The sequence below is a fragment of the Sphingobium sp. genome (assembly GCA_035196065.1).
GTDB classification, from domain to species: Bacteria; Pseudomonadota; Alphaproteobacteria; order Sphingomonadales; family Sphingomonadaceae; genus Sphingorhabdus_B; species Sphingorhabdus_B rara.
The window spans coordinates 237,139-253,636 of sequence record CP136575.1 but is presented as its reverse complement, the minus strand read 5'-3'; the positions used below and the strand labels follow the sequence as shown (position 1 = coordinate 253,636).

At 60.4% G+C, this 16,498-nt stretch carries 17 protein-coding genes; 7 read left to right on the top strand and 10 right to left on the bottom strand.

Annotated features, from left to right (window positions below):
• Entirely contained in the window at positions 1-495 is a 495-nt protein-coding gene (locus RSE16_01265) for a hypothetical protein (protein WRH76128.1), read from the bottom strand.
• Between the two features lie 79 nt (positions 496-574).
• Here RSE16_01265 and RSE16_01260 point away from each other — a divergent pair, with 79 nt between their 5' ends.
• The 3 genes from RSE16_01260 to RSE16_01250 all read left to right on the top strand — a co-directional run bounded on the left by RSE16_01260 (position 575) and on the right by RSE16_01250 (position 2,436).
• Positions 575-1,189 carry a hypothetical protein gene (locus RSE16_01260; GenBank protein ID WRH76127.1) on the top strand — a complete coding sequence of 205 codons (615 nt, stop codon included), beginning with the start codon at positions 575-577 and terminating at the stop codon, positions 1,187-1,189.
• 49 nt (positions 1,190-1,238) lie between these two features.
• Positions 1,239-1,697, top strand: coding sequence for a preQ(1) synthase (gene queF / locus RSE16_01255; GenBank protein WRH76126.1), 459 nt, complete (start codon positions 1,239-1,241; stop codon positions 1,695-1,697).
• Positions 1,698-1,770: 73 nt separating this feature from the next.
• A complete protein-coding gene (locus RSE16_01250) occupies positions 1,771-2,436 on the top strand; it encodes an OmpA family protein (protein WRH76125.1) in 666 nt (221 codons plus the stop codon).
• Positions 2,437-2,494: 58 nt separating this feature from the next.
• Here the strand turns inward: RSE16_01250 and RSE16_01245 are convergent, their stop codons facing one another.
• Positions 2,495-3,724 carry an FAD-dependent monooxygenase gene (locus tag RSE16_01245; GenBank protein WRH76124.1) on the bottom strand — a complete coding sequence of 410 codons (1,230 nt, stop codon included), beginning with the start codon at positions 3,722-3,724 and terminating at the stop codon, positions 2,495-2,497.
• A 121-nt stretch (positions 3,725-3,845) separates the two neighbouring features.
• Between RSE16_01245 and RSE16_01240 the strand changes: the two genes are divergently transcribed.
• The 4 genes from RSE16_01240 (at position 3,846) to ribA (ending at position 9,042) form a co-directional block, all read left to right on the top strand.
• Positions 3,846-6,164 (top strand): DNA translocase FtsK 4TM domain-containing protein, encoded by a 2,319-nt coding sequence (locus RSE16_01240; GenBank protein ID WRH76123.1) that lies wholly within the window; start codon positions 3,846-3,848, stop codon positions 6,162-6,164.
• Between the two features lie 145 nt (positions 6,165-6,309).
• Positions 6,310-6,924 carry an outer membrane lipoprotein carrier protein LolA gene (locus RSE16_01235; GenBank protein WRH76122.1) on the top strand — a complete coding sequence of 205 codons (615 nt, stop codon included), beginning with the start codon at positions 6,310-6,312 and terminating at the stop codon, positions 6,922-6,924.
• Positions 6,925-7,201: 277 nt separating this feature from the next.
• Entirely contained in the window at positions 7,202-7,996 is a 795-nt protein-coding gene (gene xth, locus RSE16_01230) for an exodeoxyribonuclease III (protein WRH76121.1), read from the top strand.
• Positions 7,993-9,042, top strand: coding sequence for a GTP cyclohydrolase II (gene ribA, locus RSE16_01225; protein ID WRH76120.1), 1,050 nt, complete (start codon positions 7,993-7,995; stop codon positions 9,040-9,042). Before xth ends, ribA begins: the two co-directional genes overlap by 4 nt.
• On the opposite strand, the gene RSE16_01220 is transcribed toward ribA, so the two are convergent.
• From RSE16_01220 to RSE16_01185, 8 genes are all read right to left on the bottom strand, one after another.
• Positions 9,039-9,701: a Crp/Fnr family transcriptional regulator gene (locus RSE16_01220; protein WRH76119.1), complete on the bottom strand. Its 663-nt coding sequence runs from the start codon at positions 9,699-9,701 to the stop codon at positions 9,039-9,041. The two genes, ribA and RSE16_01220, sit on opposite strands and share 4 nt — an antisense overlap.
• Before the next feature lie 6 nt (positions 9,702-9,707).
• A complete protein-coding gene (locus RSE16_01215; GenBank protein WRH76118.1) occupies positions 9,708-11,090 on the bottom strand; it encodes a tetratricopeptide repeat-containing protein in 1,383 nt (460 codons plus the stop codon).
• Between the two features lie 17 nt (positions 11,091-11,107).
• Positions 11,108-11,617: a nucleotide synthetase gene (locus RSE16_01210; protein ID WRH76117.1), complete on the bottom strand. Its 510-nt coding sequence runs from the start codon at positions 11,615-11,617 to the stop codon at positions 11,108-11,110.
• A 17-nt stretch (positions 11,618-11,634) separates the two neighbouring features.
• On the bottom strand, positions 11,635-13,206 hold the full coding sequence (locus RSE16_01205) for a toll/interleukin-1 receptor domain-containing protein (protein WRH76116.1): 1,572 nt from the start codon (positions 13,204-13,206) through the stop codon (positions 11,635-11,637).
• A 64-nt stretch (positions 13,207-13,270) separates the two neighbouring features.
• Positions 13,271-14,761 carry a glycerol-3-phosphate dehydrogenase gene (locus tag RSE16_01200; protein WRH76115.1) on the bottom strand — a complete coding sequence of 497 codons (1,491 nt, stop codon included), beginning with the start codon at positions 14,759-14,761 and terminating at the stop codon, positions 13,271-13,273.
• Complete coding sequence (locus tag RSE16_01195; GenBank protein ID WRH76114.1) at positions 14,758-15,831, bottom strand: putative sulfate exporter family transporter; 1,074 nt, start codon at positions 15,829-15,831, stop codon at positions 14,758-14,760. The genes RSE16_01200 and RSE16_01195 overlap by 4 nt, the downstream gene beginning before the upstream one ends.
• Positions 15,832-15,911: 80 nt before the next feature.
• Positions 15,912-16,247 carry a Grx4 family monothiol glutaredoxin gene (gene grxD / locus RSE16_01190; GenBank protein WRH76113.1) on the bottom strand — a complete coding sequence of 112 codons (336 nt, stop codon included), beginning with the start codon at positions 16,245-16,247 and terminating at the stop codon, positions 15,912-15,914.
• 16 nt (positions 16,248-16,263) lie between these two features.
• Positions 16,264-16,497, bottom strand: a complete 234-nt coding sequence (locus tag RSE16_01185) for a BolA family transcriptional regulator (GenBank protein WRH76112.1) — start codon at positions 16,495-16,497, stop codon at positions 16,264-16,266.
• Between the last annotated feature and the right edge of the window lies 1 nt (position 16,498).

Genomic DNA, 16,498 nt, shown 5'->3' with positions numbered 1-16,498 from the left:
TCAGGCAAAAATGGCTTTGGCCGCCAGCGCCGGATAGCGTCGCGGGCCGCGATCGATGGCCAATGGTTTCAGCCGTTCTGTCGCCGCGTCACCTTCAGCTGCGCGGCCGATTAGCTGCGATAGCCGGATTTCCTGCACATCTCCTCCGCGGTCGGCGCGCAGGTTTATCAGCAGGATCGGTGCGACAAATTCGCGCTCGCTCCAGCGAAAGGAGGCGAGTTCGTTGCGCGGCAGTCGGAATTCGAGCCGCGCGTCGATCTGTTCGCCGGGGGCAAGGTCACCCAATGGCTGGGCGTCGCCGGGCAGGTCGCCGTTGTGGAATGCCGCTGCTGTGCCCTCCTGCCCTTCCTGAGCCGAGATCATCAGGCTGCGCAGCCGCGCACCGGTCAGCAGGGCGCTTCCCTCATTGCGAATCTTCAATGTCCCCGTCACTGTCAGGCTGGCAATACTGAGCTGTGCGTTTTCGGCTGTGAAGCTGGCCGAAAGGAGAGCCAAGCAAGGGGCAGGTTGTTGCGGCGGTGCAGGTGCAGGCCGGGGCGGGCGTTCTGTCAGTGGCGCTGTATTGCTCCCAGCTTTGGGAAATAACGAAGGTTGCGCAGACCTGCTTTGGCGGCGCGCGATCACAGCTATGGCGATCAAGGCTGTAAGCAGTGCAAGGCCGCCAACGATCCAGGGCCACCATGCGTCGGTTTCTGTCGCCGAGGGCGAGGTTTCGGCTGACGGTGGCGGTGGCGCCGAAGCTGGTGGCGCTGTCGGTGCTGCGCTGTCTTGCGGTCCGGATGCTCCGTCGTCTGCAGACGGAGCGCCGCGTGCGTTGCGATTCGCCGTGGTTTCAATGTCCCTTTCGCGGCTGGCAGGGGCGGGGCCTGCGGTTTCACGCCGCGCCGTTCCTGTTGCTGGTTCGCTTGATTCAGGTTGCGACGCCGATGGCTGTGCAGTGGGCGGTGCGGTTGCAGGCCGTTCGCTTGGCAAAGGCGGGCGCTGTTCAGGCCCCTGCGCTGCAGGGGCTGGCGGATCGAGCCGGAAGTCGCGTAATTCGGGCGGCGTCTGGTTGATGGGTGGGGCGTCGGTCTGCTGCGCCTGTAGGGCCGATGCGCCAGCCATGGACGTCAACGCGAGGAAGAAGATCCGCTGGGCATGGCTGGTCATCACGCGCCTGCCATCGCCCGCGCCGCTGAACTTTGGGTGAATGGCCAAGTGGGAATGACATGGGCCGTGCAAGGCGCTAGACGAGCTGCATGACTCAAACACCCAATCCCAAATTTCTGGGGCAGACAAGCGCGCTGCCCGCATCGCCCGAAGAAGCCGAATTGGATTATGTCCCCAATCCGCGCCCGGGCACTCTTTATCTGGCGCGGTTTGCCGTGCCTGAATTCACCTCGCTTTGCCCGGTAACCGGCCAACCCGATTTCGCGCATCTGGTAATCGATTATGCCCCCGGTGATACCATCGTCGAATCGAAGTCGCTGAAGCTGTTTCTCGGCTCGTTCCGCAACCATGCTGCCTTTCACGAGGATTGCACCGTCGGCATCGGCCAGCGCTTGTTTGACGAAATGAAGCCACGTTGGCTGCGCATTGGCGGCTATTGGTATCCGCGCGGCGGCATCCCCATTGACGTTTTCTGGCAATCCGGCTTGCCGCCCGAAGGGCTGTGGGTGCCCGATCCCGGCGTGGCCCCCTATCGCGGCAGGGGATAATTTTACCTTTTGGATCATTTTCCGTTCAGCTTGGTTCTGCATAAAGACAAGAAGTAGAACAGGAGTTTATGGCATGAACCGGAACACCAAGATCGCCGCCGCGCTGCTCGTCATCGCACTGCCCCTCACCGGGTGCACGACTAACCCCGACACCGGGGAACGCAGCATTTCAAAAACCGCGATTGGCGGGATAGGTGGCGCCTTGGGCGGCTATCTGTTGGGCGACCTGATTGGCGGCCGGCGCGACCGGACTGAAAAGATTCTCGGCGCAGGCATTGGCGCGGTCGCGGGGGCCGGTGTCGGCTATTATATGGACCAGCAGGAAAAGAAGCTTCGCCAACAGACAGCGGGTAGCGGCGTCGAAGTCGTGCGTGATGGCGATCAGCTTGTCCTCGACATGCCATCCGAAGTGACCTTCGCCTCTGGCAGTTCGAACCTTTCGCCCCAATTCCGTGGCACGCTCGACAAGATCGGTGCGACGCTGACCGAATATGAAAAAACCTATGTCGATGTGCTTGGTCATACCGATTCGGTTGGATCAGACGCGTTCAACCAGACGCTTTCCGAGCAGCGTTCGCAGACCGTCGCCGATTATCTGACCGGCCGCGGCGTACAACGCGCCCGGCTCGCGACGCGGGGTTATGGCGAAAGCCAGCCGCGCGCATCTAACACCACCGAAGAAGGCCGCGCCCAAAACCGCCGCGTCGAAATCAGGCTGGTGCCGGTGACCGCCAACTGAGGCTGTTTCGGTTTCATAAATGCGAAGCGCGGCGCTTTATTGCCCGCGCTTCGTTCAATTAAACGGGCATGCCTTGCAGCAATTTGGGAAGATCGCCCGATTCGCCGCGCGCTTCGGCCATGAAAAAATCCTTCAATGGCTTCATCCGTTGCACAGCCGCGAGCCCGAGGCGACGGGCGGCGGATGCGGTCTTGCCGGGAACGCCGAACAATTTGTTCAACGTATCGGTCGCCATCATCACCGATTGGATGTCGAGGCTGCGCCAGCGGGCATAGCGGTCGAGGATCTGGGCATCGCCCGGATCAAGCCCCAGACGCATGCCTTCGACGACGACCTGCGCCAATGCCGCCACATCGCGCAGGCCAAGATTAAGGCCCTGGCCAGCAATCGGGTGCATCCCATGTGCACTGTCGCCAATCAGCGCCAGCCGCGTATCGGTGATGCGATTGGCATGCTGAAAACTGAGCGGATAGCCTGAAACCGGGGCATTCATTCGGATGTCGCCCAGCAAGCCGCCCATGGCCTTTGAAATTTCGTGCGCCATCGCGCGCAGCCCCAGCTTGCCATAAACCGGCGCCTCCTTGCGCGGTACCGACCAGACTATCGCCGAACGATGCTGGCCCGCCTCGTCATCCAGCATCGGCAGGATCGCGAAGGGCCCTGTCGGATAGAAGATTTCATAGGCGATATTGTTATGCGGACGCTCGTGAATGATCGCCGTGACCATGGCCTGATGGGCATAATCCCACTCGGTCAGCTTTATCCCTGCGCCATCGCGGGTTGCGCTGCGCCGGCCTTCGGCAACGACCAGCAGGGATGCCGAGAGTTGCGTGCCATTGGCGAGCGTCACGCGCACGCCGCCATCGCTCACCTCGGTTGCGGTGATTTCAGCGGGCATGTGCAGATGGATTTCCGGGCGGGCCTTTACTGCATCGAAAAGCAACTGGCGGATCAGCCGATTCTCGATCATCTCCCCCAGATAGCCGTCGCCCTGTTCGGGAACGAAATCTAGCGCGCCGGGTTTCAACTGGTCGCTTACCCATATCTGTTCGATCGGGCATCCCTTGCCCTCCAGCGCGTCGCCAAGGCCGATGGTCGAGAGCAACTTCATGCTGGAACTGGAAATTGCGGAAACGCGACCGTCAAAATCGGGGGCCAGCATGGTCTTGGGATCGGCACGGTCAATCACATGGCATGTCACGCCATGTGCGGCAAAGGCGAGCGCCTGGGCAAAGCCGTTCAGGCCGCCGCCGATGATGATGATGTCGGCGATTTGGGTGTTAGACATGGACGTCGCTTAGGCCCGAATCGGTTCGCTGAAAAGGCAGCAAAAACGGCGAAGCCTTGACGGCGAGTCTGCGCTCCGCGAAAAGGTGCCGAACTGGCTGAAAAAGGCATCGACACTGAAAATGGCATCGCGTTCTCCAAAGATACCGCTGGCAAACTGGCGGCAGATGATGCGTCAGTCGCTCTTGCGCAGCGGGGCGATTCTGTGGGCCGGTGTTTTGGCGCTGTTCGCTTTATTCTACGCCATTTCCATCCTTAGCTACGATCCGGGTGACAATGCCTTCAACAGCACGGCTGCGGGGGCCGACAGCAATTGGTTCGGACAAGCCGGTGCCTATATGGCCGACGCAGCTTTGTTCCTTTTCGGTCTTCCGGCGATCCTGTTGCTGCCCTTGCTGCTGGTCGTCGCACGCCGTTTGTGGCGGGATGTCCCCCAGCCGCGCTGGAAACGGCAGTTTATCTTGTGTCTGGTCGGCATATTGCTGGTCGGATTTGGTCTCGCCCATTGGCAGCATGGCAGCGATATCGGCCTGCCGGCGGGCTGGGGCGGTCTTCCGGCATTGTTGCTCGATCATGGCTATAGCGCGCTGATCGACCGGGCTGGCGATAATTGGAGCAAGCTGCTCCGCTGGATTGCGATCGCGGCGTCGATGGTCGGCGGGATGATGCTCATCACCCGCTCGCTGGAACTCAGCCGTCCTCTGTTCTCGATTCCGACGATTTCATTGCCTAGCCGGGCGTCCGCTGATGGATTGGCCCTTGCCGATGCGAACGCAATCGATGTTCGGCGCGAACCGGAATTCGTCGCCGATCCGGTCCCGCGCAAGCCGGTTGAAAAGGAAGCGCGCAGGGCGCCCGAAATTGCAGAACGGCAGTTGGCACCCAAAAAGGCGAGCTTTGCATCAGGTGCGAAGCAAGGCGACTTTTTCGGTAACTTCGCGTTGCCCTCAATCGATCTGTTGGATGCACCGCCGCCATCGACCGCGCCCAAGCTCGACAAGGCTGCGCTTGAATCCAACGCACGGCTGCTTGAATCGGTACTGGATGATTTCAAGGTTCAGGGCGAAATCGTCGCGGTTCGCCCCGGCCCCGTGGTAACCATGTACGAACTGGAACCCGCGCCAGGCGTGCGCGCGCAGCGCGTGGTGCAGTTGGCCGAAGATATTGCCCGCAACATGTCGGCGCTCTCTGCGCGCGTGTCGACTGTTCCGGGGCGCACCGTGATCGGCATCGAGCTGCCCAATCATAACCGCGAGGCCGTGGTGTTGCAGGAGATGATCGCTTCCTCGGCCTTTGCCGACCAGAAAGGCCAACTGCCGATCATTTTGGGCAAGAATATCTCTGGCGATCCGGTTGTCGCCGATTTGCAGCCTATGCCGCATTTGTTGGTCGCAGGTACCACCGGGTCGGGTAAGTCGGTCGGTCTTAACTGTATGATCCTGTCGCTGCTCTACAGGTTGACGCCCGATCAATGCCGGATGATCATGATCGATCCAAAGATGCTCGAACTCAGCATCTATGATGATATTCCCCATTTGCTGGCACCGGTTGTAACGGAACCGGCCAAGGCGATCCGCGCATTGAAATGGGCGGTCGAGCAGATGGAAGACCGCTACCGAATGATGTCTTCGGTTGGCGTACGCAACCTGCAGGGTTTCAATGAAAAGATTCTGGCCGCCAAGGCGAAGGGCCAGCCATTAGGGCATAAGGTGCAGGTCGGCTATGATCCGATGACCGGTCTGCCCCAATATGAAGAACAGCAGCATGATTATCAGCCGCTGCCCCAGATTGTCGTGGTCGTGGACGAATTGGCCGATCTGATGATGACTGCGGGCAAGGAGGTTGAATTCCTGATCCAGCGGCTTGCGCAAAAGGCGCGTGCGGCAGGCATCCATCTGATCATGGCAACGCAGCGCCCGTCGGTCGATGTCATCACCGGCGTGATCAAGGCGAATTTGCCGACGCGGATCAGTTTCCATGTGACCAGCAAGATCGACAGCCGCACTATCTTGGGTGAACAGGGTGCCGAACAGCTGCTCGGCAAGGGTGATATGCTCTATATGGCTGGTGGACGGGGGTTGACCCGTATCCATGGGCCTTTTGTTTCCGACGACGAGGTGCGCAAGGTTGCTGATCATTGGCGGGCGCAGGGTGCACCCGACTATATCCAGTCGGTTACCGAAGAACCCGAAGATGGCGGCTTTGCGCTTGATGGGCTGGGCGACGATGACAGTCCCGAAGATGCCACCTATCGCAAGGCATGCCAGATTGTTTTCGAAAGCCAGAAGGCGTCGACAAGCTGGATCCAGCGCCAGTTGCGCATCGGCTATAACAGCGCGGCGCGGCTGATCGACCGGATGGAAGAGGATGGTTATATCAGCGCGCCCAACCATATCGGCCGCCGCGAAGTGTTGAGAGACCGCAACGGCGAACCGATTTGACGGATGCGAGAAGGGACGCCGAATCTGCGGCCATTTTCCTGCGGACTTTCGGGTGCTGATTGAGAGGAAAGCCAATCGAGGCGGATTAACGCTCCGTTCAAAAGCGCTTGCCTAAATCTCTCCCGAACGGCCAAGGACAAACAGAATGAACAGATACTCTCCTTTCCTCCTCGCCCCGATTGCGGTCGCGCTGGCTACCAGCGCGCCTGCGCAGCAATCGAATGATCTGTCCGCCGTTGTCGGTCATATGCAGGCCGTGCAGACGATGAGCGCGACCTTCACCCAGACCGATCGCACCGGGCAGAGCGTGACAGGCAAATTGTTGCTGAAGCGGCCAGGGCATGTGCGTTTCGAATATCAGAAAGGTGTACCGCTGCTGATCGTTGCCGATGGCAAGGCGCTGACGATGGTCGATTATGAGGTGAAGCAAGTTCAGCGCTGGCCGATCAGGAACAGCCCGCTTGCCGCGCTGCTCGACCCGGGCAAAGACCTTTCCCGTTTCGGCAAGCGGATGCCAACCGACAATCCCAATGTGATCAGCGTGCAGGTGCGCGATCCCAAACGCCCCGAATATGGCACGATGACCATGATTTTCATCCGGCAGGCAGCTGCGCCGGGCGGCTGGACCCTGAATGGCTGGGTTGCGCTCGATTCGAAAAACAACCGCACGACCGTTCGACTCGACAATGTCCGCTATAATATGCCGATCGCGCAATCGAGTTTCACATGGCGTGATCCGCGTCCCCGCCGGAAAAGCTGATTCAACCTTCGGCGAACGGAGTATTTCCGCCGACCAAATGAATGGCTTAACGATGCCGTTCATACTGGCGACAGGAAATCAGACCTATTCTGCATGCATCAAAGGTTAGAACGCTGCGCGGTTTTCCCCCTGTTGCCCGTAGCATCAATGACGGCCTTTGATTCAGCGTGACGAACGCAAGCTCGGCCCCCATCCCAAATGCCCCCGGGATGGGGGCTTTGCTATTTTGGCATCCGCCCCCTTGCCCCGTCCGCGCAGCATCCCTAAGCAGCGCGGCATGATATCCACGCTTCGCATTGCATCCTGGAACATCAATTCGGTTCGCGCCCGTATCGACATCGTCGAACGTTTCCTTCGGGAAATGGCGCCCGACATTTTGTGTCTGCAGGAAACCAAGGTTGCCGACCCGCAATTTCCCGAAGGGCCGTTCCGCCAGCTTGGCTATAATCATATCGTGATCAACGGGCAGCAGATGCACCATGGCGTTGCGATTCTCAGCAAGGTACCGGTGGCAAACCGCACCGCGCATGATTGGCAGGCCAATGGCGAGGCGCGGCATGTTGGTGTGGAATTGCGCAACGGCGTGCGTCTGGAAAATGTATATGTTCCGGCAGGCGGCGATACTCCGGATCGCACGCAAAATGTGAAATTCGGACAAAAACTCGACTTTCTGGCACGGATGACCGAATGGTCCGCCACGGTCGCGCAGCCGACGATCTTGACCGGCGACTTTAACGTCGCACCGTTGGAACAGGATGTCTGGAGCCACAAGCAGTTGGTCAATGTCGTCAGCCATACGGCGATCGAGATAGAGGCGCTGAGCGGGATGCAGGCTGCCGGCGGTTGGATCGATCTTGCCCGCGAATTTGTGCCGCCGGCGCAAAAGCTGTATACTTGGTGGAGCTATCGCGCGCAGGATTGGGAAAGTTCCGATCGCGGTCGCCGCCTCGACCATATGTGGGTAACGCCCGACCTTAAGGACAAGGCGCATTCCCATGTCGTGCACAAACCTTGCCGCGGCTGGGGCAAGCCGTCGGATCATGTGCCGATCGTGACGGAGTTTCGCTTTTGAGTGATGCGGCCGCCAAACGTGCGGCCAAGGCCATAGACGCGCTGCGGCGCGGCTGGCCGGTGCGCTTTGCCGATGTACGCGGCGCGCTGACGCTGGTGGCGATCGAGACCGGCGCAATCGGCGATGGCGACGCAGTGGCTGGCCTGCTTTTATCATCGGCACGGGCAGCGACGCTGAAACTGGCAAACCAGTTTTCCGCGGCTGATGTGCAGTTGCCCGTTCGTATCGCGCCGCCCTCTGATCTTGACGCGACGCTTGCGTTGGCGATTGCCGATCCTTCTCTCGATCTACGCTACCCCTATAAGGGCCCCTTTGCCGCCCAACCGCTTGAGCAGCCGCAGGCCGCGCTCGCAGCAATGGAGCTTGCGCGCGAAGCAGGGCTTCTTCCCGCTTTTCTGATTGTCGACGCGCAAGCCGAGGTGGATGTGTCCGCAGCAGATATTGCGGCGTTTCAGGATGCGAATGGCTTGCGGATTGCGGCGCGTGCGAAGCTGCCGGTTGCTGCCGCCGAAAATGCCGAACTTGTTGCCTACCGCTCTGTCGCCGATGCGGCGGATCATGTCGCGCTGGTTGTCGGTAATCGCGATGGATCGCCCCCCGTGGTGCGCCTGCATAGCGAATGCCTCACGGGCGATGTTCTGGGCAGCCTGAAATGCGATTGCGGCCCGCAACTTCATGAAGCGCTGCATCAGATTGCCGACGCCCAATGGGGCGTGCTGCTGTACCTGCGACAGGAAGGTCGCGGCATTGGCCTCGTCAACAAATTGCGCGCCTATGCGTTGCAGGATCAGGGTTTCGACACCGTGGACGCAAATATCCGGCTGGGTTTTGCCATCGACGCGCGCGATTTTTCGGTCGCCGCACAGATGCTGCGCCTATTGGCGATCGAAAATGTCCGGCTTTTGACGAACAATCCGGAAAAGGTTGCCGGGCTGGAGGCGGAGGGCATCGCGGTTGTCGAGCGGCTTCCTTTGAAAATCGCTGCAAACCCCCACAACGCCCATTATCTGGCAACCAAGCGCGACCGTACCGGACACAGCCTCTAGACCACCAAATCCTCGAGCATCCGGCGCGATACGATACGAAGCCCGTCGGGCAGACGCTCGGCAATGCCTCGGCGCAAAAGGGCCGCCAATGCGCGTGATCCGGTCTCACGGGTGGTGTGAACGCTTAACGCCATCGCGGCGACGACAGGGGCCGGACGGATCGTCCCTTCATCATCTGCCAGCATCAACAGCGCGCGATAGAAACGTCCGGTTGCGCTCAACCCAATGCGCGCCGCCATGCGGTCAAGCACCAGGTCAAGCTGGCGGGCGAGCAGTTCGGCGATGCCATTGGCGATTTCGCCATCTTCGGCGGCAAGCACCCGCAATTTGCGCGTCGGAATGAATAACAGCCGCGTTTGCCCCACGGCCGTCATGTTCGCGCGATAAACGGTTTCGGCAGGATAGGCGCCGAACACTTCGCCAGGCCCGTGCCGTGCAAGCTGAGCCTGCTGGCCATCAATTCCGAACAGTTCGGCGCAGACCGCACCTTCGACGACGAACAGCAACTGGGTCGCTTCATCGCCGGCAAGTGCCACCTTGCCGCGATGCGGAGCGCTGCGCACGGCCATTTCCGCAGTCAGCCGGTCGGCGGCTTGCGCGCTGCAATTGAAACAGGCGCGAATGGCGGCCCTGTCATCATGGGTCAGCGTATCAGCCATCGGCGATCAGCTCTGCGCCCGGTTGAGCACGACGAGGCACAGCTCAACCGGGCCAACTGCACTCGCCATTTCACCAATGGGTTCGATCCGTTGCACCGCGCCGCACGCCAGAAGGGCGAGTGCGGCATCACGGCTCGCGGCAACCATTCCCGGCTGCCCGTGCGCGAGGAAGGCTGCCACACGCGGTGCGCCGTCAAGCCGGCAGTCGATGGCTGTGATCGCATCGCGCCCATCGGCAAGCGCTGCCACTGCATCTGCAAGCTGCGTGACCGTCCGCACGGTGCCGTCATCGACTACAATGTCGAAACGCAGCTGGTCTTGTGGTAACGGTAGTGCGCGAGCGGGAGCCGAGGCGGCGATTGCCACGCGCTGTATATCCCGTCCGGACAGGCTCCATGGGTCCTGCCGCTCGCCCCGGTTAACGGGCTCGACCCGCAGTGCGACGGCCCGTGTTTCAAGTTGTCCGGCCAGCTCTGCTGCAAGGCCCATTGCATGATAGTCGGCAAGCGCCACGCTGGCTTCGCTCGTTACGTCGCCAGTGCCGCAGATCACCAGATTATGCGCGCCGGATAACAAGGCATCGAAACGCGTTGCCCAGTCCTGGCCGAATGGTTCGACCGAGGACCGGCGGAAATCGGCAGGGTCGGATGGCAGAACGACATGCAGTTCGGCCCCCCGTGCAGCCAGCGCTTCGGCGGCAATAATGTCCGATCCGGCAGCGAGCGCGCCAACGCCAAAGCCGGGAGCAATCGCTTCAATGGCATTGAAGATGGCGGAATTGCTGTCGTGATCATCGCTGGCAATGCCCATCATTCCGCTGAAATGTAGCACGGGCGGCGGACGGAAACGATCGAGCCAGCGCACATCGCCGCCATGCTGTGTGGTCAGGAGCGCGAACTGCCGCAGCGTTGCGGCATGATCCTCCCACGCTTCGGGTGCCAGTTGGATCGCCCGCGCAAAGCTGGCTTCGGCATCTTCACGGCGATCAAGCAGCAGCAGTGCCTCGGCGCGCGTTGCCTCGCCCCAATAGGGTGTCTCACCCCTATCGACGCCGCCGTCTATCAGTTCGAGCACCCGGCTGGCTATTGCCTGTGTGCGGGCTTTGTCGCCGGCAAATAATGCCATCGCCGCTGCGTTGATCAGTGGATAGCTGTCATTGTGGATCGCGGCCGCTATTTCATAGGCTTCGGCGGATTGGGCAAACAGTGCCTGGCGTTCGGCGCCCGCCGCCAGACGCGCGCGATCCTTCAACAGCCGGCCCTTGAGCGTCAGTGCGCGCATATCTCCGGACTGGTCATAGCCGGCCGCGATGAAGGCCGCCCAGGCGCGCGATGTCGCGCCTGTGCGTGCGATTGACAGGATCGTTTGCAGGCTGTGCTCCTGCGCCAAATCCAGCGTCCTTCCTTTCAGCCGCCGCCCGGTGGCGGGTTGCGGATATCGGGATCGATGGTGATCGGAAGATAGCTTCCACCGCTTTGTTGCAGGTCGACCGCAATGCTCAAACCGTCGGTCTGTGGCACATCGCCGCCGCGCGCCTTGCAGTAAAACTGGATCTCGCCGGTCAGCGGATCGTCGAAGCCGCCATCAACCGCATATAGGGTTTCGCGGTCATCCTTGGTCGTCAACGCGGCCTGTTTCTGGTTCCAGCGCCAGTCGATCTTGTCCGAAAGTGCGAAGCTGATGATCGTGTCTTTTTCGATCGCCAGATAAAATTCACCTTCCTTGGTCTGACGCAGAATGTTCGACGCGGCTTCGTCGCAGGCTTTGCCCGCCACCATGATGAGATCGATCGCCCGCCCGCGTTGTTCCAGCGCAAGCGTCAATTGTGCCCTGATTGGATTGTCAGAGAAGCCATCGGGCTTTTTCGACCCTATCTTCTTTTGCGCAAATCCGTCTTTGGTCGGCTGTTTCATCATCTTTCTGCTCCTGCTGGTCACGTCAGAAATCGGTAGGCGTTGTCAAGCTTGCTCCTGTAGCTACGAATAACCTCATTCTCCGGATCGCCGGCAAGCAGCGCATCAAGATAGCTTCGCGCCTTGCGATAAGCCTCGCGGCTGGCCTCCACATTGTTGCGGGTCTGCGGGAATTTCGCGACGGCAATATAGAACTGCGCCCAATGCAGGCGATAATCGGCGTTGCGTGGATCTGCTTTCACTGCAGCATCAAGCAAAGCAAGCTGCTGCTGCCGATGTGACCAAGCTTCGTCGATTGCCCCTGCTTCGAACAATGCGTCTGATAGCCAGGCATGGCGGTTGGCGAGATCAATCCTGCCCGAAGGGTCCTGTGGGCGTGCAGCGATGAAACGGCGCACATTGCCGAGTGCCAGTTTGCAGAAACGCACGGCGGCATCCGCATCAAGCGGCTCGGTCAGATATTGGGTGCACAAATTGCCATTGGCATAGCCAACTTCGCGATGCCATTCGGCCTTTTCGGGTTCGAGCGCGACCAATCGGTCAGCGAGCCGTTTATACTCCAGGAAGTGCCGCATGGTTTTGTCGGGCTGGTTTGCGCGAAATGCAGCATAGCCCACCCAATATTCGCTCTGTGCGTGCGCAAAGATCCGTTGGCTGTTGTCGGGTTCGCGGGCCAGCAATGCTGCGGTCGCGCGATGCGCTTCTTCGAACTTGGCAAGCGCAATGTCGTTCTTGTTGCGGCTCTGATCGTCTTCGCCCATTGCGAGAAGGATGCGCGCGCGCTGTTCCAGACTGTCGGCGGGCAGCGACGCAAGATCGCCCTGCTGGCGATAATGCGCCATCGCACGCTCGTTTACGCCTTCCATCACGTCAAGGCGGTTGACGCCTTTCAGCTTGGTTCGCAGGTCGGTCAGCATATATTCGACAAGCCCCTCGGCGCTTGCCCGTTGCCGGGCGGCTTCGTTACGGGCTTGGATCGCAAAGCTGGTCATCACCGCCATCACTAACATCGCGCTTACTGCCGCCAGCGTGATCCATGTCACGCGGCGGACGCGGCGCTGGGCGTCCCGCTGCACCAGCGAATCGAGCTGCACGCCTGCAATTCCGGCGACGATTTTCAGAAAGCCGAGCGACCAGCCATCACCCGCCTTGCGCAGATCTGCCGCCAGCGGTTCAAGGCCGCCGTCAGTCAGCGCTTCGGGCAGGGCGTCGGCGGGCTCACCATCGACCAAGGCCGCGAGCACGGGCCGCCCCGGGTTGATCTGCCGGAACAGCGCGATTTCCTCTGCCACCCAGCGCGATGCCTTGGCCGCTGGCGAACAGATGACGATAAGCGCATCTGATTCTGCCAGCGCCTCTTTGATGGCGTCGGTCAGGCTGGGTGCAGCGGCCAGATCTTCACGATCGCGGAAGATGCGTCCGATAGCCCGGTTCCGTTCGCCCTTTTCGGCCGCAACCTGCGGAGGCAGGCGATAGCGCTCCAGCCGCCGCTGCAACAACGCAGCGCTTTCGGCATTGGCATGGCTATAGCTGATGAAGGCGGCAAAGCGCCCGTCTGCTGCTGGAACCTGATTGCCGCTGGCCTTCGGCATGAAATGGCCCCCCATCGCGAATCATGAGGGCCAAGGTTACAACAACAGGGCCGCAGTTAAACCCTTAAACGCGCGCGCAAAAATCCTCGAGCGTGGTGCGTTGCGCGCCATCGAAGCGCAGCCCCAATTTGCTGCGCCGCCACAAAATGTCATCGGCAGACTGGGCCCATTCGCGGTCAATCAGATAGCGCACTTCTGCTTCGGTCAAGCCATGGCCAAATGCTTGGCCAAGATCGGCTGCAGACCGGGCATTGCCCAGCCATTCGCGCGCACTGGTGCCATAGCTGCGCACCAGCCTGTCGACCGTTGCGGCGTCGAGGAAGGGATATTCCGCCGCCAGTTCGGCGCGCAGCGCGGGCGCGCCGTCAATGGCAAAGCCGCCACCGGGAAGCGGCGCTTTTGCAGTCCAGCTGCCCGATTTGAATTGCGGCAACCATCGCGCCAATTCGGCGATCGCACCTTCTGCAAGATGGCGATAGGTGGTGATCTTGCCTCCGAATATCGACAGCAATGGCGCATTTCCGTTCGCATCGGTGTCGACATCGAAGCGATAGCCGCGCGATGCCGTTTCGGGTTTGCCCGACCCGTCGTCGACAAGCGGGCGCACGCCAGCATAGCTCCACACAACGTCGGCAGGCGTCACTGGTTCGCGCAGATATTCGCTTGCCCCGGCGCACAGATAGGCGATTTCCTCGGCGCTGGCTTCAATCGGGTCGCCAGGCTGATGATCTGCGTCCGTCGTTCCGATCAGCGTGAAATCATCCTCATAAGGAATCGCAAAGAAGATGCGGCCGTCGGGGTTCTGGAAGAAATAGGCCTGCGGGCTGTCAAAGCGCTGACGCACGACGATATGTGATCCGCGCACGAGCCGGATTTTCTCGTCAGGGTTATGCTGGCGCGCCTGCACCCGGTCGAGCAGGTTGAGTACGGCTGGCCCGGCAGCATTGGCAATCGCCTTGGCAATGACGATTTCCCCGTCGCCAAGCTCGATCCGCCAAAGCCCATCGGTGCGGGTGAGCCGCTTCACCTCGGTCCGTGTGCGGATGTCAGCACCATGATCGGCGGCATCACGCGCGTTGAGGATGACCAACCGTGCATCATCGACCCAGCAATCGGAATATTCGAAAGCGGTCGAGAAACCGGCTTTCAGCGCCTTGCCTGATGCGTCCTTTCGAAGATCGATCGTCCGCGTTGCAGGCAGCCGCTTGCGCCCGCCAATATGATCATAAAGGAAAAGGCCGGCGCGCAGCATCCAGCGCGGGCGCAATCCGGTGCGATAGGGTAGCACGAAACGCATCGGCCAGATGATATGCGGCGCGATCGCCCAGAGTTTCTCGCGCTCGATCAGGCTTTCGCGCACCAGCCCGAATTCATAATGTTCAAGATAGCGCAGCCCGCCATGGATGAGCTTGGTCGACCCCGATGACGTGCCACTGGCAAGATCGCCGCGCTCAAACAGGATCACTTTTGCGCCTCGGCCGGCCGCATCGCGTGCAATGCCGCAGCCATTCACGCCGCCGCCAATGACGGCAAGATCATATGGCTGCCCAGTCATGACAGTGTCGACGCCACGGCTAGTGAAAGCAGGAAGGCAGTCAGCGAGGCGAGGATCACAGGAAGCAATGCCCGCCAGCCCTGACTGAGCAATGCGTCAAGGCGTGACCGCATGGCTGTTGCGGTGACGGCAAACAGCAACAGCGTCTTTGATATGATCAGGCCATATTCGGCGACCCATGGCGGCGCGATCACCAGCGAGTTTGCAATCATGAGCGCAAAGAATGCGATGATGAACCAAGGCAGGCGTATCCGGCCCAGAAACCCTTTCGATTCTCCGCCTGCTGAACCGATTGCGAGCCCGATCAGCGCAACGGCAGGCGCCAGCAGGGCGACACGCGACAATTTGACGATCGTGGCAGTCTCGCCAGCGGCTTGCGAATAGCTGTAGCCACCGCCCAGCGCCTGCGCGACATCATGCGTTGCGGCACCGATCAGAAAACCAGCCTGCCGGTCGCTGAAATCAAGCCATGCGGCGATCAGCGGATAGAAGGACATGGCAATCGCGCTCGCCATGGTGATGCCAACCAAGGTCAGGGTGAATTGTGACTGGTCGAGGCGTTTCTTGCCGATCAGTGCATAAATGGCGAGCGCGGCAGAGGCACCGCAAATTGCGGTTGCTCCGCCGGCCAGCCAGCCAGCCAGATTGCTTTGCCCGCCCAATCGTGCGCCTATCAGCCCTGCTAGAATGGTCAGTGCCATGATTGCGACCAGCCCGGCAAATGCAAGGCCGCCTAGGCTGCCAATCTGCATCGCGGTCACCTGTGTGCCCAGAAGCACGATACCCCAGCGCAGCCCGGTGGTGCCGCACAGATCAAGACCTGCATGCACCTTGGGCTGGGTTGAAATGAAGTTGAGCGCGAGGCCGAGCAGCAAACCGGCAAGGATGACCGGCATGCCATAATGTTCGGAAAACCAGGTTGCGGCTGCGGCCGCTATGGTAACGGCGGCAAGCCCCGGAAAATAGTCTGCTAGCTTCTTGCGTACAGCCGACCCTCCATCGCTTTCGCCAAGCAATGTTTCGCCATAAAGGTCGGCAACATAAGGAATATCGCTGCGCGGCATCTGCATGAGGGCCGCTTAGCCATAAGCAAGGGTTTTGGAAAGTCGGGTTTACATATGCGCCCGCTGGCGCTGGCCGGTTTCCGGTCTCAGCTTGCCTTGGTAAGCCCGTGCTGTTCGACCAGTTCGTGCAGCTCGCCTGCTTCGTACATTTCCATCATGATGTCGCTGCCGCCAAGAAATTCGCCCTTCACATAGAGCTGGGGGATTGTGGGCCAATCCGAATATTCCTTGATGCCCTGACGGATTTCCTGATCCTGCAGCACATCGACGCTCGCATATTCGACACCCAGATGATCGAGGATCGCGATTGCGCGGCTGGAAAAGCCGCATTGCGGGAAAAGCGGCGTGCCCTTCATGAAAAGGACGACGTCATTGCCTTTGACCATTTCGTCGATGCGTTCGTTTGCGGACATGTCACTCAACTCCAAATTACTAAAATCATTCCGGCACTGCAGTGGTCAGTTGCAGTGCGTGCAATACGCCGCCCATCCGGCCACCCAGCGCGTTATAAACCGCCTGATGCTGCCGCACGCGGGGCATTCCCTTAAATGCGGCGCTCACCACACGGGCGGCATAATGATCGCCGTCGCCGCGCAGGTCGGTAATCTCGACCGTCGCATCGGGAAAAGCGGCCTTGATCATGCCTTCGATTTCTTCAGCCGCCATCGGCATC

What these genes read in the sequence shown, in the direction of transcription:
- RSE16_01250 (WRH76125.1), top strand. Translation starts at nt 1,771, where the DNA reads ATGAACCGGAACACCAAGATCGCCGCCGCGCTGCTCGTCATCGCACTG.
- RSE16_01245 (WRH76124.1), bottom strand. Translation starts at nt 3,724, where the DNA reads ATGTCTAACACCCAAATCGCCGACATCATCATCATCGGCGGCGGCCTG.
- RSE16_01235 (WRH76122.1), top strand. Translation starts at nt 6,310, where the DNA reads ATGAACAGATACTCTCCTTTCCTCCTCGCCCCGATTGCGGTCGCGCTG.
- RSE16_01200 (WRH76115.1), bottom strand. Translation starts at nt 14,761, where the DNA reads ATGACTGGGCAGCCATATGATCTTGCCGTCATTGGCGGCGGCGTGAAT.
- RSE16_01210 (WRH76117.1), bottom strand. Translation starts at nt 11,617, where the DNA reads ATGATGAAACAGCCGACCAAAGACGGATTTGCGCAAAAGAAGATAGGG.
- RSE16_01195 (WRH76114.1), bottom strand. Translation starts at nt 15,831, where the DNA reads ATGCAGATGCCGCGCAGCGATATTCCTTATGTTGCCGACCTTTATGGC.
- xth (WRH76121.1), top strand. Translation starts at nt 7,202, where the DNA reads ATGATATCCACGCTTCGCATTGCATCCTGGAACATCAATTCGGTTCGC.
- RSE16_01220 (WRH76119.1), bottom strand. Translation starts at nt 9,701, where the DNA reads ATGGCTGATACGCTGACCCATGATGACAGGGCCGCCATTCGCGCCTGT.
- queF (WRH76126.1), top strand. Translation starts at nt 1,239, where the DNA reads ATGACTCAAACACCCAATCCCAAATTTCTGGGGCAGACAAGCGCGCTG.
- RSE16_01205 (WRH76116.1), bottom strand. Translation starts at nt 13,206, where the DNA reads ATGCCGAAGGCCAGCGGCAATCAGGTTCCAGCAGCAGACGGGCGCTTT.
- RSE16_01185 (WRH76112.1), bottom strand. Translation starts at nt 16,497, where the DNA reads ATGCCGATGGCGGCTGAAGAAATCGAAGGCATGATCAAGGCCGCTTTT.
- RSE16_01240 (WRH76123.1), top strand. Translation starts at nt 3,846, where the DNA reads ATGGCATCGCGTTCTCCAAAGATACCGCTGGCAAACTGGCGGCAGATG.